Here is an 18288-nt window from a genome sequence, read left to right as displayed (position 1 = left end):
GAGCAGATTAATTAAATTTATTAATACTTATGCCAAGTATACATCAAAATTTATAACTGAATTACAAACGCTAGCATTATATGAAGAACAAGAAGAAAGATTTAGAAATTGGACCTATTATCCTGATCATATTGGGGTTAGGTATCCTCTACCTGATAGTAATCTTTATTTATAAATTCTCCGGAACAAAAGCATCAAATAGTGTAGAGCAATGGGGGCAGACTGGAGATTATTTTAGCATGGTAATAAACTTTGCAAGTGCAATAGTGGTTTCTTGGTTGAGTTGGCTGGTTTATAATGGGCAAAATCAGAGGGATAAATGGGAGAAGAAATTGCTACGCGAAGAACATATGCCTTACTTAGTTTTTATTGCCCACGAAGGGAAAACATACCACCTTATAAATGTTGGAAAAGGGGCTGCCCACAAGGTAGTTATTGCGAAAGTGCCATCAGAAAGAAAAGACACTGAAGAGTTTGACCCCCCACCATATTTAAGCTATTCAATACCAGCAGGGGGCTACTCTGATGTTCATTGGGCTACTGGTGCATGGATGTTATTTGCAAAATATGAAGATTTGGAAGGTGCTAAATATCTGGTACAGTGTGTAGGTAATATAAATGAGGCAATAGTAAATGAGAGCTTAATGAATAAAATTGAAAAGGAAGCTAAAAGGAAGGAAGATATAAGAATTAAAATGCTTTAAGGATAGAATATATAAAGAAGGTATTGGTGGCAAAAGTACCTACCCTTATAAATTGCATCTTCCCAATCGAGTTAGGCTAATAATTAATATTTAATGAAAAAGAAAAATGGGAGGGCAATACTGCTTGATTATTTAATTCCCCTGGACATTACCATCTTGAATAAGGAAATAGGCTTAAAAGCCATAGGAAGGAGGAAGAAGGGCATTACTCTGTACACTACCAATCCAATTACAGGTAATAAGGAATTAGCAGCCTCTATGCAGATATCTGTGAACATTGATACCAATACAGATAATGATTATGCGGAAGTGAAATTTTCAATTAAAGGAAGGCCAATCACTCAGAGCATAAAGCTGGTGGCAAAAAAAGCTCCCATTGGGAAGGGGGTAGTGTATTATTTCAAATGTCCCATTACAGGAAGCCTGAGAAGGAAGCTTTACCTGTATGAAGGTAGGTTTGTATCAAAGCTGGCAATTAATAATCCTCACTATCTATCCCAGATCCAATCAAGCACTGAAAGGAATACCTCAAAAGAGCTGAAGCAGCTCATCAGGCTTCAGAATACAGCTAAGCAGGTTACTAGGAAGTACTTTAAAGTATACTATGCCGGAAACCTTACAAAACGATATATGAGGAGTATGCATGCCAATGATAGTCTTAAGGGGTTGTGGTAAAAGTGGGAATTTAGAGAGCTGTAACAATATAATAACGGTCGTTGTTAATATGGTACAAATGTATTATTTTCGGTTTTTAGAATAAACTACCAGTAATGAAGGAAACATTTGTGGCTTATTATCGGGTTAGTACAGGCAAACAAGAATACGGGGTGGAAGCCCAAAGACATTCTGTAAAAACCTTCCTTGTTAATTATACCGGATGTAATGATGGTAATTGCATTGAAAAGGAATTTATTGAAATTGAATCAGGAAGAAATAATGATAGGCTAGTGTTAAGTGAGGCCTTGGAATACTGCAAAAAAAATAAAAGCACACTTATTGTTAGCAAATTGGATCGGCTAAGCCGTGATGTAGCATTTCTTTTTAAAACTATTAAGGAGTCTGGTGTTAATTGCAGAGTTGTAGATATACCTGATATCAAGGATACCCTTACTTTGGGCATATTTGCTGCATTTGCACAATTTGAGGCCGAACGTATCAGTAAGCGTACTAAGGAAGCACTTGCAGCCCGTAAAGCTAGGGGATTAGGAAAGCGGGTGGTAAATAATCTAACACCAGAAAGAATCAAGGCTGGTAATGATGCAAGAAGGGATAAGGCCAGAACTCAAAGATCTACGGTACAGGTAATGGACCTGATAAAATTTATGCGTAAAGAAGATAAGAGCTACAGGGAAATTGCTGGTAAGTTGATGGAACGTGGATTTGAAACAAGTACAGGCAAAAAAGATTGGACAGCTATTCAAGTGCAAAGGATTGATAAGCGGTTTACAAACTAACTTCCCTTAATATCATATTTGATATAACGGTATAGTACAAATGTTTTTTATTTGCAGATATTCTTTATTTGTTTTACTTTTGTTCTAACGTTTCTAAATAACGTGAGGTAATTAATTCTTAGTTACCGGATTGCATAACAACCGCTTTTAAAATCATTCTCAAATGGATAAAGTTGTGCAATCAAGCAATCAATCATTATTTACACGGAAAGAGGCTGCTGTTAAGCTCAGGATTAGCCTCCCTACACTTGATAAGCTAATCTCTTCGCAGAAGCTTACCAGCCTCCTTATTGGCCGTAGAAGGCTAATATCCGAACAGCATTTGGATACCTTAATCAATCAAGCAGGAGGTAGCAAATGAATATGTCACTAACTGAACTGGAAGAGCAAGAGATAATTACCAGAATTACCAATCTTATTTGCGATGAGGCAATGGGAAGAGATAAGATAATTCAGGTTTTCCTAAATGAAGGTTGGGAGTGTCAGGAGGAATCCATCAATGAGCTTATTGATAGTGCTATTGATAAATTAAACTTACTATACTCAACTCCTGAATACAGAAGATCCGTGATGGAGGACCATATTAGTAAGTATGAATTAATATATGCCTACCTGCGGGAGGCAGGCTACACTCCTGGTTCAAATAAGGCCCTCCAAGCGAAGGAGAGGCTGATGGATGTACTTAAGGAGGGGAATAAGGTCACAGTAAGAAATAGTGAAATTACCATCACTGAAACTGGAGTCAGCCACAAATATGATTTAACCAAACTTACTGAGGTTGAACGGGCAAGATTGCAATTCTTAATGGAAAAAGCAAGGTAATGGGAAAAAGAGCGGATCAATTTATTCAGGTTGTTGAGGTTATCCCAATCCATATACATCGATACAATTCCATTATTGATCGTTTACTGAAAATGAAGGATTATTCTTTAGATGATCTGATAAGGGGAAGAGTTGATAAATCTGACTATTACAAAGCTAAAGAGAGAAGGATAAGAGCATACAGTGACTGCATTTCCACCATGATTCAGAAAGAAAAAATCCTGCAATACCATAATCCTGGATTCCAGCTCGAAGTAATTAATGAGAAAATTGAAGTCAAAAGCTCAAAGCCAGAATATGATTTAACTAAACTCACCTTGGATGAGCAAATTGAAGTACTTGAGTTTATCAAGAAAACTAAGCAGGCTGAATATAATCTCCTTAGCGTAATACAGGGCAATAGAGAGGATCAGGTGGTTACTGAGGATGTTGCAGCAGAGATAGTAGAAACTGCCAATATTGAGCAGATAAAGCAGAAAGAATTACCAGCTATGCCCCTACAGACAATAACAACATTTGATCCCACTGCTAAACTCAGGGAATCCCTAAAAAAGATTGCAGCACTGAAATTAAAAGAGATCGGGGGTAAGCTGGATCAGGAGGAGGAAAAATATTTATCCAATGAAAAATCAAAAAATTAAATGATGAGGCAAACCAGACATATCAGCTATGATTTACTAGATCATAACCTGTCTTTGTTTTCCCACCATGAGCATACTCAATTCAAGGTGAAATACATATGTATTTCATTAGATACAATCTTCAACCATCTGGTAGAAGATCATACCAATGGATATATAACTACAGGTATATACGCTAAGGCTATTACAAGGTTGAAAGATGGCATTGTAATCAATATGCTACTAGATAACCCATTTATTGATTCTAAGGCTATACTTAGGGCTTATGATGAGCTTCCTCAATTGATGGAATCCAAACTAAATGAATCGTAAAACTTAAATCGCTAGATCGCTAGAAATTAAAAAAGCAAAAAAATGGCTATCAGGTCTAATTCGTATGACACAATGGGAGAAAATCTGGAAATGATTACAGAAATTAAAAATCACCACAACAACATCCTGCAAAAGGGAGTAACCAATGAAACTCCCACAGAATTTATTGAATCAGTGGCGCTGGATCAAAAGGCGGTTAATACTCTTTGCAGGGAGGTTAACCTGCAATTTGAGCAGCTTAAAAGTGATTACGAGAACAGAAGAATAATCCAAGCTTTTTATGTAGATCATCTGAAAAAGCTCAAGGAATTCCTTACCAACCGGGAAAACACATTTGATAACAAACACCTTGACACCGCATCGATAGCAGTGGAGATTCAAAAATTTGTTTAACTGGATTTGAAAGATAGTATTACCAGATCGCTCTTAAAAAAACTTAAAATTAAGAAAGATGAATGCAGAGTTTCTAAAGCAAAGTAAAGCACGTGAGGCTGGTGAATTTGGGAATTGTCTCAAATCACTTGCTATTAGGGTAAATGAGTTCCGTGAGGATACCCAGTTTGTTGTTGACCAAATAGTGCAAAAGTTTAATAAAGCAAAAGAAGAGTTTGGTGGTGGGCTAATCACCCTTGACACATATTGCATTTATCTCAGGCACGTCAGGGAATTCATGGAAGAGCATGCTGAAAATCTACAATTGATTCCAAGCCTTCAGTTGGATGAAGTTAAGCAGGAGATTGATAAATATCTGCCCTAAAGCATCAGATGGCTTCCAAGCGCCTGAGGAAGCTCTTGGTTGCCTTCCTAAACTCAAACCCTTATCATCAGCCGAGAAAATGGTGGGGCCTATAGGATGGGCTTAAAATCGCTTAAGATTGAGATCGCTAATAAATATTACTAAGATGAAAGGATTAAGAAATAATGCATCATCATTGAAACGAAAGTTTAGCCTTGGATGTCTAACAGCCATGGCAACTGAAATTTTTTATTCAACAAACCGGACCAATGTCGATAGTGCCTTTAGTGTTATCAGGAAAGCTTATGTACAAGGGCAGGTTACTGAAATCAGGTTCCATGCGGAATTTGAGAAGTACCAGAACCTAAAGAAGGCTGGTTGCTAGCTTAGTATGAAGTGGTGGGTGAAAAGATTCTATATAATGATACCTAAAGAATCTAAGAGGAGACCAGTAAGCTCCAATCCCATGATCAAAGATTAAAGCTTTTTTATTAACTTTTAAGTAAAAATGACTAGGGTTAAAATAAGGGAAAAGATACTGCATGTTCCTTCCACCAAAGAGATTTTCTATTGCCTATCATCAATGCCACATTGGGTAAGCCATCTAATTCAGCAGGAGCCAGATAAGCCTTACAATGAAATGTTGTCAAGGGTGCTTAAAGATAATTTTTACACGGATAGTGCTGATAGAAGAACAATCAAGAGTATGGCTGCTGATCTCAAAATTGATGCCCCCAAATTTACCAAATGGATTTCATCTGCTTACTATGATTTGCTGGATTTGAATTTTGAGAATCCTAAACTATTTCAAAGTACAGGGATACCTGTAACCCTGTACTTTGCTTATTTTGATAGTCGGGCCGAAATCAGATCCTCCGTATATGCAGTTCCCAGAGAATATGAAAAGTTCAGTTTCAACTTTGTTAAAGCTAAAGTTGGAACAGATACATTCTGGGTTAAGAGAATTCAACATTCAATAGATGCTGAAGGCTATGAGCTTTGTATTTGGCTGAGTGGTACTATCTTAAACCGATATAGGGAAATTTTACTTGAAAAGGCCCTATTTCACAAGCGTATTGGATGGATGGAAACTTACCAGAAAAGTGAATGGGAGATAGATGAAGAATTAAGGTACTGGTTTAAGGGATAAAGAAGCCATTACTGCTAAGGCAGAGGCTTTTGATGTCGCAGTCAAGGAATCAATGAAAGGAGCCGTCATTGAGCATAATAACAGGCAAGGAACCATTCACTTCAATGGTATCCAGAGGAACACCACAAAAAAAACCAACCTCAATAGATGGTACTGGTAATCAAAATAAATAATATTGTTACAGCTGGAATTCTCGGATATCTTATCGGAAATTTATCATTAATAATCCTTATTCGGTAACACATTTAATTTTATCTACCAATTCACGGGCATCTTTTTCGAATAGTTTTCTTTCAAACCTACCTAGCCTAAACTTTGCAATTTGATGAGTTTGGAAGAGAGCTTGATCTGCTTTTGATAAAGGCAGGAAAACGTTATATGTTGTCATTCCAGTAGTAGGAGTAGCCTCAATTTTAATACTATCATTTATGAATGTAGTGCCATCAGTAAACAACACAAATGCACCAACTTGCTGCAAATCAAAATCACTATTCTGAGCTAATAAGGTAAGTACATTCACGGTTGTATCCTTGTCTTGGAGTTTTGAGATCATAGCAGGAAATAAATGGCCCCGACCCGGCATTTGCCATGAAGTTGAGAGATTTCCAGTGTATTCATCTTTTTTAATTTTAAGTCCTTTGCACTGAGCATTCGCATTTAGTAAGCATGAGCAGCTAATAATGGCAAGTAATAATATTTTCATGGTTTATCGGTTTAATTATTCCAAATGTAGCCTATATTCATATGTATTATCCTTGTAGGAAGTGAAACTAAATATATGACCACTAAGCCCATTTCTCCCGAAATGATAGATACACTAAAGATTGGCGGAAAATTTGCCAGTGATGAGCTTCTAATACTTATTCTTGGCATATCTGAGATGAAAGGATCAACGGGAGAATTAGAGGAGCTGATTACAGCAGCATCTGCAATGCTGTATTATACATACCCTATAGATGGTAGTCTTAGTTAACTGCCAAGAATGGTTAATTTATGCTTTGCATCAAAATCAATAATTAGCTCAAAAATTTAATTGCCAATGTATACTTCTGAAACCATCCCCAACAAATTTGGAAAATTGATAAAATTTCTTCGAGAATTTAAAGAAATGACTCAGGAGCAATTAGCATCAGCAACAGGATTAACAAGCAAGCAAATTGAAGATGCTGAGAGTGGTAACGAAATTCCCACTTTGGATCTTATGCAGCTTGTAGATTATTTTGGGTTTGACAGTGAACGTTTTTTAAAGCTATTTTGAATATTATAAGTTGTACAATAGCTGAGCTGCGGTAATTTCACAACTTTCTATGGTTGACGATATCATTAAAGATATTAAAAATATAAATATATTTGATCGCCTGATTATTTGAGATCAACTTTGATTTCTAAAATAATAGTGAATGAAAAAAACACAAGTTACCTCACCAGCACCAGCACCAGCAAGAATTCCAAATGCAACAACACGGAAGGATAGAACTCTTAATGCTATTTCAAGCCTGATGAGAAAATGTGATCGAATAATAGCCAAGCAGAAGAAACTGGAGGATGCTTATTTAAAGAATAAGGCTATTTAAGAACTGCATTACATGAAATTGCAATTTATAAAGTATACCATCCAATAAGGGTGGTTTATTTTTTCCAATGAGAATTGCCTGAATTTGGTTTCACAGGTTAAGGGTACAGCTTTTGAAGAAAGGGTACAAAGCCACTGAGGTATCAAAAATTACCGGGCTACACGTGAATACAATTACTAAAATTAAAAAGGTAGGCTCCTTCAGTTAAATTATATTGTTAATTTTAATGATATAAACCTAGCAATATGAAGTATTTACTTTTGGATTACCAAGTTATCTATGAAGATGGAGATGGTATTCAAGGAACAACTCCGTACAGGGGTGAAAACTCAGATATTAAAAGCTTGGTAGCCTTTATTAAATCCTATTACGCTGGCAGTAGACCGTACTTTGATGAAGATATCACAATTGATATTCTTAAGGAGTATTCATCAGCTAAGGATTGGATCACTGATGTAAAAGATACAGATGGGTATCGCTACTTAAGGTCAATTAATAATTTTGGAGGTGATGTTCTCTCAGAATTCTATCCAGACGAAGCTTAATTACTTCTTTAAATAGTTAAAAATTAAGCAGGTTTAGAAAAAAGGTAATTGATCATAATACATTAAAAATGTTATTAAATAAGGAAGAGCTAATTAAAGAATTGAAGGCAGGGGCAAAAAGTGGATCACTCCTAACACCTAAGCATGATCCCAATAGTGGACTAACTTATGCAAGCTTTAGGACTGTATTAACTCAGGATGCATCCTCAAGTTTACAAGAACTTATAAACTCAGAAGAATATGAACTTTATGGTTACTATAGTATTAAGCATCGAAAGTACTCATATGCACTTATACCAAATGACAGTGGATCTTATACCACTGTAGGCCTAGGAATTCTCTCAGGATCTCTGGACACAACAGGATCTTTTGATACATTTATTTTTGCATCGGGCTCCCAAAATGGGTGGCATGTCTATTCTGAAGATTCTCAGAAAATGGCATCAGATATTCAATCCGGCTCAATATTAGAAAAAGGGAAATTACAATGAATTTGATCTGGGCAAAAGAAAATGTGGTGCTTCAAGGTTGAATTGTACCACCATCCGGATTTAATTTTATTTCACTCTGAAAGGATATCTATACCCCGACTGGTCTTAGTTAGGGTATTTTAATATTTAATAGTAAATAAGACAAAGCATTTTCCAGTATTTTTATCCATAAACCTTTGCCCCAATGCCTCTTAGTTGGAATGAAATCAAAAGTAGAGCCTCTGCCTTTAGTAATGAATGGAAGGATGAAGTCAGTGAGGATGCGGAAGCCAAAAGCTTTTGGGATGACTTCTTCAATATATTTGGAATAAGCAGGAGACGGGTGGCAACTTTTGAGCAGCAGGTAAAGAAAATTGATGCTAAAACGGGCTTTATTGACCTGCTGTGGAAGGGAATGATACTGGTTGAGCATAAGAGCAGAGGTAAGGATTTGGACAGAGCCTACAAGCAAGCAAAGGACTATTTTCCTGGACTCACTGAAAAAGAGTTACCCCGATACATCCTTGTTAGCGATTTTGAGAAATTCCGGCTGTATGACCTTGAAGAAAATACACAGCAGGAATTTAAACTTGATACTCTGGTAGATCATGTACACCTGTTTGGTTTTATTGCCGGGTATCAAAAAAGAACCTATAAAGATCAAGATCCTGTAAATATAGAGGCTGCTGAGCTGATGGGTAAACTCCATGATAAGCTCAAAGCCATTGGATACACTGGCCACCAATTGGAGCTATATTTGGTAAGACTGCTGTTCTGCCTATTCGCTGATGATACCAGTATATTCGAGAGGGGCATTTTCCACGACTACATTGACCTCAAAACTAATCAGGATGGCACTGACCTAGCTATGCACATAGATGCTCTCTTTAACGTCCTAAATACGCCAGAGGCAAATAGGTTAAAAAATCTGGATGAAAGCTTAGGTGCCTTTCCTTATGTTAATGGTAAATTATTTGAAGAAAGGTTACCACTTGCTGGATTTGATAGTGAAATGAGGAAAGCATTAATTGAATGCTGCCTTTTGGATTGGGGTAAGATCTCACCGGCAATATTTGGTAGTCTGTTTCAAAGTGTCGTGAATGAGAAAGAAAGAAGAAACCTTGGTCAGCATTATACCAGCGAAAAGAACATACTTAAATTGATTAAACCCTTATTTCTTGATAATCTTTGGCAAGAATATGAACAGGTAAAAGGGAGTAAAGTTAAGCTGCAAAAGTTCCATGATAAGTTCAGTAAGTTAAAATTTCTAGATCCTGCATGTGGATGCGGAAACTTTCTCATCATAGCTTACAGGGAATTGAGATTACTAGAGGTTGAAGTAATTAAGCAGTTACTTAAGCTAGAAGGATATCGTGATGAAGTACTTCGAAGTGCTAGGATGGATGTGGGATACCTAATTAAATGTGATGTGGATCAATTTTATGGGATTGAATATGAAGAGTTCCCGGTTCAAATAGCACAGGTTGCCATGTGGTTAATGGATCATCAAATGAACCAGCTTATTACTAGCACATTTGGTGAGTACTATGTTAGGTTGCCTCTTAAGAAATCTGCCAGCATAAAGCATGGAAATGCTCTTAGAATTGATTGGCAGAGTTTGTTAGATCCAATGCCTTGGGAAATGGGCAATGCAAGGTTTAATTATATTTTAGGTAACCCTCCATTTATTGGATACTCATTGCAAAATAAGGAACAGAAAAAGGATATGGAGCTCGTTTTCAAGGGAGTTGACGGTTCAGGAGTATTGGACTATGTTGCTTGTTGGTATGTTATAGCAGCCAAATATATGGAAGTATGCAATGAAAGAATTTCAAGCGTTGCGGATAAAACAAAAGTAGCTTTTGTAAGTACAAAATCAATTGCACAAGGGGAACAGGTTGGTATTCTTTGGAATGAATTATTTAATAGGTTTAAGGTTAAGATTCACTTTGCTCATAGGCCATTTAAATGGAGTAATGAGGGGAAAAATATAGCTGGTGTAAGTGTTGTAATAATTGGTTTTGGAAATTTTGATATTACATCAAAAAAATTGTATGAATACGAAGACGTAAAAGGAGAGCCCCATGAGTTTAGTGTAAAAAATATTAACCCATATCTTGTTGAAGGAAATGATTTTGTAATTTTTACTAGAAAAAAGCCTATTAATCAGGTTCCAGAAATGTATAAAGGAAGCCAGCCTACCGATAATGGCAACCTTTTATTTACAGATATTGAAAAACAAGAATTTTTAACTATTGAGCCAGCTGCGTCAAAATTTATAAAGCCTTTTATAAGTGCTAAGGAATTCTTACATAATCAGAAAAGATGGTGTCTTTGGCTAGTAAATGCTAATCCAACGGAGTTAAAAGGCTTACCCAAATTATTAGAAAGACTTGATAAAGTAAAATTATTCAGGTTAAATAGCACAAAAGCAGCAACGGTAAAATGGGCTCAGATGCCAGGATTATTTACTGAAAATAGACAACCTACTTCCAAATTTATATTAATACCTAGACATTCCTCTGAAAACCGTAATTATATTCCTTTGGGTTTTTTTCTTCCTGAAAATATTATAGCTGATAGTTGCAACTCAATTCCTAATGCCACATTGTTTCATTTTGGAGTTTTGAGTTCCGTTATGCATATGGCATGGATTAAAACTACTTGTGGACGGCTTGAAAGTAGATTTCGTTATTCCAATGATATTGTATATAACAACTTCCCATGGCCAGATAATCCAACAGAAAGGCAAAGAGAAGCTATTGAAAAAGCAGCACAGGGGGTATTGGATGCAAGAGCTATTTATCTACAAAGTAGCTTGGCTGACCTCTACGACCCTAACACAATGCCACCTGAGCTGATTAAAGCCCACCAGCAGCTTGATAAGGCCGTTGATTTGGCTTACAGGAGCCAACCATTCCCAAATGAAACAAAGAGGATAGAGTACCTGTTTGAGCTTTATGATAAGTATACTGCCGGGATGTTTGTAAAGGAGAAGAAATCGAAAAAAAATTATGAATTGTAAAAGAATTTAAAAGGAACAACTATGTTAGGTAAAAATCAAATTGTGCAAGCATTGGATATTGAAACAACACCAAAACCTAAAGTCTGTGTAATTGATATTTCAGATGATGTTTTTTTAGCATTAAGGGATTGTGGAATTAATTTAATTAAAGGAACATTAGGTTCAAAAGTTAGAGTTCCAAAGAAAAACCCCTACGATTCACAAAAATTGGTTTCAAACTATGAATTTCCAGAAAACCTTCATGAATACGATATTGTTATTATTGATCTAAATAATTTTAATACAAAGAACTATTTCTGGAGCGAAAATACAAAAGAAAGTCACGCGCAAAATCACGCAAATTATTTTGTTAGCAGATATCCCCAAACTTTATTTGATCCTAGACCATTTGGAGCGGCTGTGTTAAAAATGGAGTTAGATAAGATGCAAGGAAAAAAACATATTATAATTTGTTTTGGATCGGATGATTATACTATTGATTACGAAACTGTAAGTGTTATTGGAAGTAATGAATCGAATGGAGAAAATTATACGATTAATATTTATTCATTTAGTGATGCCATCCAATTGGGAAAAAAAATGTATGGTGAAGAGGTTGTGATTTTAAATGAATTTAATGCAGACCTTTATTCACTTTTGGAAAGGAATAAAAATGGTATAAAGTATCATCAAACATTCAAAATACCAATGACATTTAACGGTTTTGAATCAAAAGTTGATCAGTCATTCTCGCCATTAATTACGAATACAAAAAATGAAATAATTTCCTTTGTTAAAAAGGATAATTATTTTTCACTTTATGTATTCCCACAAATAAGTAGTCAAGATGATTTTTTAAAATCTTTCCTTCAACAAATTGCCCCATCAATTCATCCGGAAATATTCCCATATGCTACAAAGTATAATTGGAAAAAAGAACCTATTTATTGGTTGCCAAATCACAAGGAACTTGTAGACAGCAAGAGGGTAGTTGAGCTGGAATATGAACAAAGGATTTTAGAATTTGAAAAAGCCATTGCTGAGAATACAAGACGATATTCATTCTTACATGATATGTTGATCGAATCTGGAGACAATTTAGTTAAGGCAATAATTAAATATTTGTCGTGGCTAGGCTTTTCTGGCGTTACTGAGTATGATTCTATTTCTAATACTTCAACAATATTTGAAGAGGACATACAAATTGCCATTAACGAGGGGTTATTAATCATTGAATGCAAAGGGTTGGGTGGCACATCAACTGATGCTAATTGCAGTCAAATTTCAAAAATCAAGCATAGAAGGTGTAAGGAAAGAAAAAGTTTTGATGTGTATGCTTTATATATAGTGAATCATCAAAGACATCTTCCCCCATTAACAAGGAAGAATCCTCCATTTACTGATACTCAAGTTAATGATGCATTACATGATGAAAGAGGGTTACTTACCACATGGCAATTATTTAAATTGTATTTTGATATTGAATCTGGTTTGATCTCAAAATCTGAGGCCATGAAAACATTTTTGAATTTTGGGCTAATCGAATTTAAGCCAACTGACCTTGTATTTGTATATGAACCTTCTGAGATTTTGAAAGGAGGTACTGTTTGTATAGTGAAAATTAAGGACGTTGAATTGTATGTTGGTGAACAATTAATTATTGAATCATCAGGTGATTATAGTATTACTGAAATTTTGGAAATAAGGCAGTCTGACATGCCAGTTACCAAAACAAAGGATGGAGAATATGGGTTATTATTAGGTACAAAGATTGGCAAAAAAAGCAAAATTTGGAAGAAGGTAATTCGTTAGAAATTATTTTTTATTATTATAACTAATTGTATTTAGCCTCAAAGGACCTTTTGTGGTTTTTAAAATTTTACATGAATTTTAATTAAGGATGCCTAAATATAATTTTAAGAACACATCCACCGCTTTGGTGTCTGGACTGCCACAAGAGAAGATTCTAAGAGCCGTTTAAATGAGAGCGGGGTATAGGAAGTGTTGAATGTGGAAGAAAAGCCAAGGAATGGGCATCAGTGGCTTAGGAAGGGTATGTTGTATCTTTAGCAATTATATTTTAATAAGTTTATAAAATTGTTCCCCATTTGTACCTCATTAACATGAAACCGTTATCTGTAGTGTATTTATAAGTTCTGTATCGGAAAGTAAAAATCTAATGTCCTGGATTAGATTGTCAAACCTATTCCAATTTGAAATACAAAAAACAGATAAAGGCAAAGATTACCCGGGGTAGCGGATTATCGGACGCTTTAGTCTGGATTGGGAATTCCTGATAGAATCAAACGATTATATATTACTATAATTATTTTATAATTTTAAAATAAATCGCCATTTGAAAAATAAAACCTGACTGAATGCGCAAGCAACTCTTTTTTATCTTGTCTGCCATTTTAATTCTATCATCCTGTAGCAAGGATACTCCTAATACTCCTCCTGCCATTCCTCCTGATACAACTACCAAACAAAAGCTTAGTATCAGCCCTGATACATCATTGCTGGTAATGAATGCCACACTCCAGTTAACCGCTATATTTACGCCTGCTGATACCCTCAACACTAGGATAATATGGAGCAGCAGCGATAATAATATAGCTACTGTAAATGCTTATGGAACGGTTTCACCCGTGTCCGCAGGCACGGTGGTGATAACAGGTAACAGCGAAATAGACAGCAAGGTAAAAGCCACCGCAGTGGTACAGGTGCTTAAAGAATATGATGTTCTCCTTACCGGTAAAAACTTTTATTGGAGAAACGGGCAATACAAAAATTTGCCTGGCGGCCATTATGATATTTTTGAGGGCAATGCGATTACACTTTCAGGTAATGATGTATACATAGCAGGCTATACCGTAACTGCCAATTTATGGCGGGTGCCTACCTACTGGAAAAATGAAAACCCGGTACAGCTAACAGCCGAAATTGATAATGTATCCACCATGGCCACTTCACTCACAGTAACAGATACAAGTGTTTATATTGCCGGTTTTAAATCTTTTGATCCGGGCTGTCCTAATAACTGTACGTACGAGAAAACCAATGCCTTCTACTGGAAATCAACACCGGCAGGCATTACAGAAATACCCCTGTTTGATAATAACACTGCTTATTCAGAAGCCAATGCAATAACAACAACTGCTAATGGAGATGTTTTAATAGCCGGGAACAATGCATTTGATAATTATTATAAAACATCAAGGTTCTGGAAAAACCAGTTTGCTGATTCTGTTGTTTTCTCCGGCTATAGTTCATACAGCACTGCCTCCGCAATTGGAATAATAGGCAATGATGTATATGTAGCAGGTACGGATGGATGTCCCTATACAAACTGCGTAGCAGCAGCTAAGCTTTGGAAAAATAACAGCAGCTCAGTAATTACTCTTTCAAGAGCTGGTGCAGAAGCAGCACCCACGGCTATGTTTATAAAAGGGCAAGACATCTACATTTCCGGCTATGAAACAAATGCTGCACAAAAAAGAGTTGCCAAATTTTGGAAAGTAAACGGCAGCACAGTTACATCTTTTGATGTAACCAAAGGAATAACCAATGCTATTGCCTATTCTGTGTATGTTATTGACGATAATGTTTTTCTGGCAGGGTTTGAAGAAGAAAATGATGGCAAGCGAATTCCAAAATACTGGAGAGTAGTTGGTAACAAGTACGTAGAAATAATTCCTTACATCACAGCAGCCGATGCTACTATGATTAATGCGATTGCCGTAAAGCAATTTTAAAATTTAAAAGTTAAAATTCTTATCATCTTTTGTTCTCGCCGGACAATTCGCTATTCAATATTTGTCTTCAACTTCTCTTATTCATCCAGGCATTTGTACCAAGCTGATGTAAGTGTGGATGATTTTGAGATACAACCCATGGATGCATAAAACAGAACGATGCTCATGGATATCATTGAAGAACAACATGGAAAGATATCTGCGTTCTTAACTTCCCAGGTTCCCGTAAGTAAATGGTATGAGTTAATTGGAGAGTTAACCATTGCCGATGCCATTCTAGATAGAATTATCCAAGCGTAAAGAAAGAAGTAACTTCCAACGAATAACTGAATAAGAAACATAATTATAAATCACCATTTGTCGCGTAAAAATGTGGTCACGTTAGTAGTAATATCCACACATATAATAGAATTGATTTTATGCGTACTTTTCAGTGTTGTGTGCTAAATGAAATGCAGGCAATAAAATTTTATTGACAAACATTTAAAATATAGTTTATGATTATTTGGAAAGGCTATGGCTTTTTGGTTCTCGTTATTGCAGTTGCCATTGGTGCAATTTTGAGTTTGCTTTTTGGAAAAATCGGTTCGACAGAAGACATGGGTGCAGCGATTGGTGCTATTATTTCTGCAGGTGTAATTTGGGTTATTGGAAACAAATTAAATGCCACTACAAAGGACAGAACAATGATTGACAAACAAACTGGACAAGAAGTTGTTTTCAGACCAAATCATTCATTGTTTTTTATTAAGATGCAATATTGGGCGTTTATTGTTGGCGGCATCGGTATAATTATGTTGGTTGACATTTTAATACATGGAAAATCTTCTTTTTAAAAGTACTAAATCATTTTTCGGTGTTTATTATCTAAATCTTTATTTAAGTAATCAATCTTTTTGTTATTGAATCCTGATTGAATATAGCTCTGCTAATGCTGTATATGCCATTTTTTTGAATTGGGAATGCTGGTTTTATTGTAATTAAAGTGTTTTTGCTCCGGAAAAATTGGCTCAAACTTCTGCCCATAAATAATAATGTAATTATTAATAAAATTACACCAACAAAATTTATCAATTGTTGATGAAATAATGCGTCGGCAATTGGTATTTATTTCTGAATAAATGCCACAGCCGGGAAAATACAGTTTGCTTCCGTTTTCTCAGATCAATTACTGTGCCTCAAATGCGCCTATTGCACCCATTTCAGCATCTGCAAATGAATGGTCAACGAAGGTATACCTGCCCTTTTCCGGAAGGACAAATTCGATAACCGCGCTGCTGGCGGGACCAAGATAAACGGATTGCATGCCTGCCAATTCATTTCGTGGATTACCATCGAGCCAGACTTTGTCCAGGATGGTTCCTATTATATGAAAACCCGTTGCATTATTTGGCCCTGCATTCAATATATACAGGCGGATTCTCTCACCTGCCTTAACTTTTAAAGGGTTAATTACATACTGCCCCACCTTTCCATTAAAGGTTACCTGGGTTGGTTGCTTTAACCTTGCAATCGCCGTATCTGGGATATAGTTGGCTCCCTGCTTTTTAAGGTAGAATTCATTTTGAACTATGGCGAATTCTTGATCAACCTTCCCGGGATAGCCTTCCTTCGGTTCAACAATAACCATTCCTATCATACCGTAGATCATATGCATGAGCACCATGGGTGTTCCGCAGTGATACATGAATACGCCGGGGTAATTTGCTGTCCAGGTAAAATTTATGGTTTCCCCAGGCTGGATACTTCTGTATTTATCTTCCGGGTTGACCATGGCAGCATGAAAATCTATTGAATGGGGCATGGGCATCATGTTCATATGCATTGCCATATTAGACATAGAATCATTAGATCGGTCCGTCATGGAAAAACGTATCGTTTGCCCAACACGTATTCTTAAAACCGGACCCGGAACTGCATCTCCAAACATCCATGCTGTGTAAGCAACAGTACTTGAAATATGAAATAATTGATGCCTTACATCAAATTTGACATCAATTGTATCGCCATCCTGAATTTTGGGAACATCAGGTCCGTATGCTAACGGTCCTTTACTGGCAGTCTCGTGGTTAGGTTGATTTGTTACGATAGCATTGGCAGATCCGTATACCTTCTTTGAACCTGCTGATGTGTCGTTTTGCCGGCAAGCAGTAAATACAATGAGTAGCCCGCCGAAAAGAAAAACATATTTCATTATGAAAGTGATTAAATGTTTAAGGCTTCCATGCACCTAAAGAATATATTCTTCAAATTTCTTGTTATGGAATAAGAAAGGTATTGCCAGTGATGCTGCTATTCCGATAATAATAATGATCCCGGTTAATAAATCCCTGAACTGCATATTCACAGTATGGGCTTCCGCTTCCCATACCAGGAAAACAGTAAGCAGGATTGAGACAATGGTGAAAAAAATATCTCCTTTTTTAAACAGGCTGATAAACCCATAATAGATGAATCCAATAGCGAGAAAAAGAATGTTAACAAAGAAAATAAGGGTAGCCACATTGATCATCGCGTAGGAAGGAAAGTTGAATAGGTCAACGATTACCAGGTCATATAACATGGTAAGTATGGTAGTAGAGATGCCCGTAAAGACCGTGGTCATATAGGCCCGGTAAAATATTGATTTTTTAACTTCATTTTCCATTAGTAAAATGTTTTATGATTAAGGGAATATTCAATGGCTAATAGGATATACCGTCAATGGGTATCGGGAAAATAAAATACTCCAGGATATTATGGTGTGCTTTTGAAATATGTTGCTTATACGATTCCATACTATGCCGCAGGACAGTTACATACCGGGGCTCCAGTTTTTTTAGTATTGGCTCCAGCTTATTCAATTCCTGGCAGATGGAAATTGTTCTTTCTTCCTTGTTGCGGGGTAATTCATTATCCAGGTCAGTGATTGTTTTTTCGAAACCCTGCTCTGCTTCTTTATAGAAGTCTGCCAGTAATGGATCACAGGAAAATGTTTTTATATGTGTCAGTTTTACTACTGCTTTCTTTTCCTTTTTATCAATTCCATTTGCTGCAGTGGAGGCCAGCAATGATATATAGGCGGGAAATTTTAATAATTGCGCTCTTTCCTTTTCACCCAGGTCATTATAATGTTTCATGG

25 protein-coding genes are annotated in these 18288 nt (G+C 36.2%); 21 read left to right on the top strand and 4 right to left on the bottom strand.

Annotated elements, in window-relative coordinates; genetic code table 11:
* Positions 1-80 precede the first annotated feature (80 nt).
* From LAQ65_RS20150 to LAQ65_RS20105, 10 genes are all read left to right on the top strand, one after another.
* Entirely contained in the window at positions 81-704 is a 624-nt protein-coding gene (locus tag LAQ65_RS20150; RefSeq protein WP_224118820.1) for a hypothetical protein, read from the top strand.
* Between the two features lie 93 nt (positions 705-797).
* A complete protein-coding gene (locus tag LAQ65_RS20145; RefSeq protein WP_224118819.1) occupies positions 798-1379 on the top strand; it encodes a hypothetical protein in 582 nt (193 codons plus the stop codon).
* Positions 1380-1474: 95 nt separating this feature from the next.
* Complete coding sequence (locus LAQ65_RS20140; protein ID WP_224118818.1) at positions 1475-2158, top strand: recombinase family protein; 684 nt, start codon at positions 1475-1477, stop codon at positions 2156-2158.
* Positions 2159-2321: 163 nt separating this feature from the next.
* Positions 2322-2519, top strand: coding sequence for an excisionase family DNA-binding protein (locus LAQ65_RS21260; protein ID WP_224118817.1), 198 nt, complete (start codon positions 2322-2324; stop codon positions 2517-2519).
* Between the two features lie 2 nt (positions 2520-2521).
* The gene (locus LAQ65_RS20130; RefSeq protein WP_224118816.1) at positions 2522-2980 is read left to right on the top strand and encodes a hypothetical protein; all 459 of its coding nucleotides are present in this window, start codon (positions 2522-2524) and stop codon (positions 2978-2980) included.
* Positions 2980-3621, top strand: a complete 642-nt coding sequence (locus tag LAQ65_RS20125) for a hypothetical protein (protein WP_224118815.1) — start codon at positions 2980-2982, stop codon at positions 3619-3621. The genes LAQ65_RS20130 and LAQ65_RS20125 overlap by 1 nt, the downstream gene beginning before the upstream one ends.
* Positions 3622-3975: 354 nt before the next feature.
* A complete protein-coding gene (locus LAQ65_RS20120) occupies positions 3976-4326 on the top strand; it encodes a hypothetical protein (RefSeq protein ID WP_224118814.1) in 351 nt (116 codons plus the stop codon).
* Between the two features lie 58 nt (positions 4327-4384).
* Positions 4385-4690, top strand: a complete 306-nt coding sequence (locus LAQ65_RS20115) for a hypothetical protein (protein WP_224118813.1) — start codon at positions 4385-4387, stop codon at positions 4688-4690.
* A 145-nt stretch (positions 4691-4835) separates the two neighbouring features.
* The gene (locus LAQ65_RS20110; RefSeq protein ID WP_224118812.1) at positions 4836-5054 is read left to right on the top strand and encodes a hypothetical protein; all 219 of its coding nucleotides are present in this window, start codon (positions 4836-4838) and stop codon (positions 5052-5054) included.
* A 123-nt stretch (positions 5055-5177) separates the two neighbouring features.
* Positions 5178-5819: a hypothetical protein gene (locus LAQ65_RS20105; protein WP_224118811.1), complete on the top strand. Its 642-nt coding sequence runs from the start codon at positions 5178-5180 to the stop codon at positions 5817-5819.
* Positions 5820-6048: 229 nt separating this feature from the next.
* On the opposite strand, the gene LAQ65_RS20100 is transcribed toward LAQ65_RS20105, so the two are convergent.
* Positions 6049-6522 (bottom strand): hypothetical protein, encoded by a 474-nt coding sequence (locus LAQ65_RS20100; protein WP_224118810.1) that lies wholly within the window; start codon positions 6520-6522, stop codon positions 6049-6051.
* Positions 6523-6597: 75 nt separating this feature from the next.
* Between LAQ65_RS20100 and LAQ65_RS20095 the strand changes: the two genes are divergently transcribed.
* The 11 genes from LAQ65_RS20095 (at position 6598) to LAQ65_RS20050 (ending at position 16003) form a co-directional block, all read left to right on the top strand.
* The gene (locus tag LAQ65_RS20095) at positions 6598-6792 is read left to right on the top strand and encodes a hypothetical protein (protein WP_224118809.1); all 195 of its coding nucleotides are present in this window, start codon (positions 6598-6600) and stop codon (positions 6790-6792) included.
* A gap of 66 nt (positions 6793-6858) precedes the next feature.
* Positions 6859-7077 carry a helix-turn-helix domain-containing protein gene (locus LAQ65_RS20090; protein WP_224118808.1) on the top strand — a complete coding sequence of 73 codons (219 nt, stop codon included), beginning with the start codon at positions 6859-6861 and terminating at the stop codon, positions 7075-7077.
* A gap of 142 nt (positions 7078-7219) precedes the next feature.
* Entirely contained in the window at positions 7220-7393 is a 174-nt protein-coding gene (locus LAQ65_RS20085) for a hypothetical protein (protein WP_224118807.1), read from the top strand.
* Between the two features lie 82 nt (positions 7394-7475).
* Entirely contained in the window at positions 7476-7601 is a 126-nt protein-coding gene (locus LAQ65_RS21255; protein WP_394369745.1) for a helix-turn-helix domain-containing protein, read from the top strand.
* Positions 7602-7638: 37 nt separating this feature from the next.
* Positions 7639-7938 (top strand): hypothetical protein, encoded by a 300-nt coding sequence (locus LAQ65_RS20080; protein WP_224118806.1) that lies wholly within the window; start codon positions 7639-7641, stop codon positions 7936-7938.
* A gap of 68 nt (positions 7939-8006) precedes the next feature.
* Positions 8007-8429 carry a hypothetical protein gene (locus LAQ65_RS20075; RefSeq protein WP_224118805.1) on the top strand — a complete coding sequence of 141 codons (423 nt, stop codon included), beginning with the start codon at positions 8007-8009 and terminating at the stop codon, positions 8427-8429.
* Between the two features lie 184 nt (positions 8430-8613).
* Positions 8614-11433 (top strand): class I SAM-dependent DNA methyltransferase, encoded by a 2820-nt coding sequence (locus LAQ65_RS20070; RefSeq protein WP_224118804.1) that lies wholly within the window; start codon positions 8614-8616, stop codon positions 11431-11433.
* Positions 11434-11454: 21 nt separating this feature from the next.
* Positions 11455-13224 carry a hypothetical protein gene (locus LAQ65_RS20065; protein WP_224118803.1) on the top strand — a complete coding sequence of 590 codons (1770 nt, stop codon included), beginning with the start codon at positions 11455-11457 and terminating at the stop codon, positions 13222-13224.
* A 566-nt stretch (positions 13225-13790) separates the two neighbouring features.
* Complete coding sequence (locus tag LAQ65_RS20060; protein ID WP_224118802.1) at positions 13791-15167, top strand: Ig-like domain-containing protein; 1377 nt, start codon at positions 13791-13793, stop codon at positions 15165-15167.
* 159 nt (positions 15168-15326) lie between these two features.
* Positions 15327-15467 (top strand): ATP-binding protein, encoded by a 141-nt coding sequence (locus tag LAQ65_RS21250; protein WP_224118801.1) that lies wholly within the window; start codon positions 15327-15329, stop codon positions 15465-15467.
* Between the two features lie 197 nt (positions 15468-15664).
* Positions 15665-16003: a hypothetical protein gene (locus LAQ65_RS20050; RefSeq protein ID WP_224118800.1), complete on the top strand. Its 339-nt coding sequence runs from the start codon at positions 15665-15667 to the stop codon at positions 16001-16003.
* Positions 16004-16335: 332 nt separating this feature from the next.
* On the opposite strand, the gene LAQ65_RS20045 is transcribed toward LAQ65_RS20050, so the two are convergent.
* The 3 genes from LAQ65_RS20045 to LAQ65_RS20035 are packed head-to-tail and all read right to left on the bottom strand — an operon-like array spanning position 16336 to position 18286.
* Positions 16336-17361, bottom strand: coding sequence for a multicopper oxidase domain-containing protein (locus LAQ65_RS20045; RefSeq protein ID WP_224118799.1), 1026 nt, complete (start codon positions 17359-17361; stop codon positions 16336-16338).
* A gap of 36 nt (positions 17362-17397) precedes the next feature.
* Positions 17398-17814 carry a hypothetical protein gene (locus LAQ65_RS20040; RefSeq protein ID WP_224118798.1) on the bottom strand — a complete coding sequence of 139 codons (417 nt, stop codon included), beginning with the start codon at positions 17812-17814 and terminating at the stop codon, positions 17398-17400.
* 37 nt (positions 17815-17851) lie between these two features.
* Positions 17852-18286: a hypothetical protein gene (locus LAQ65_RS20035; RefSeq protein WP_224118797.1), complete on the bottom strand. Its 435-nt coding sequence runs from the start codon at positions 18284-18286 to the stop codon at positions 17852-17854.
* Between the last annotated feature and the right edge of the window lie 2 nt (positions 18287-18288).

The sequence above is a fragment of the Flavihumibacter profundi genome (genome assembly GCF_020076305.1).
Taxonomy (GTDB): Bacteria; Bacteroidota; Bacteroidia; order Chitinophagales; family Chitinophagaceae; genus Flavihumibacter; species Flavihumibacter profundi.
Note: the sequence above shows the minus strand (reverse complement) of the source record. Positions and strands in the feature narration are given on the sequence as shown.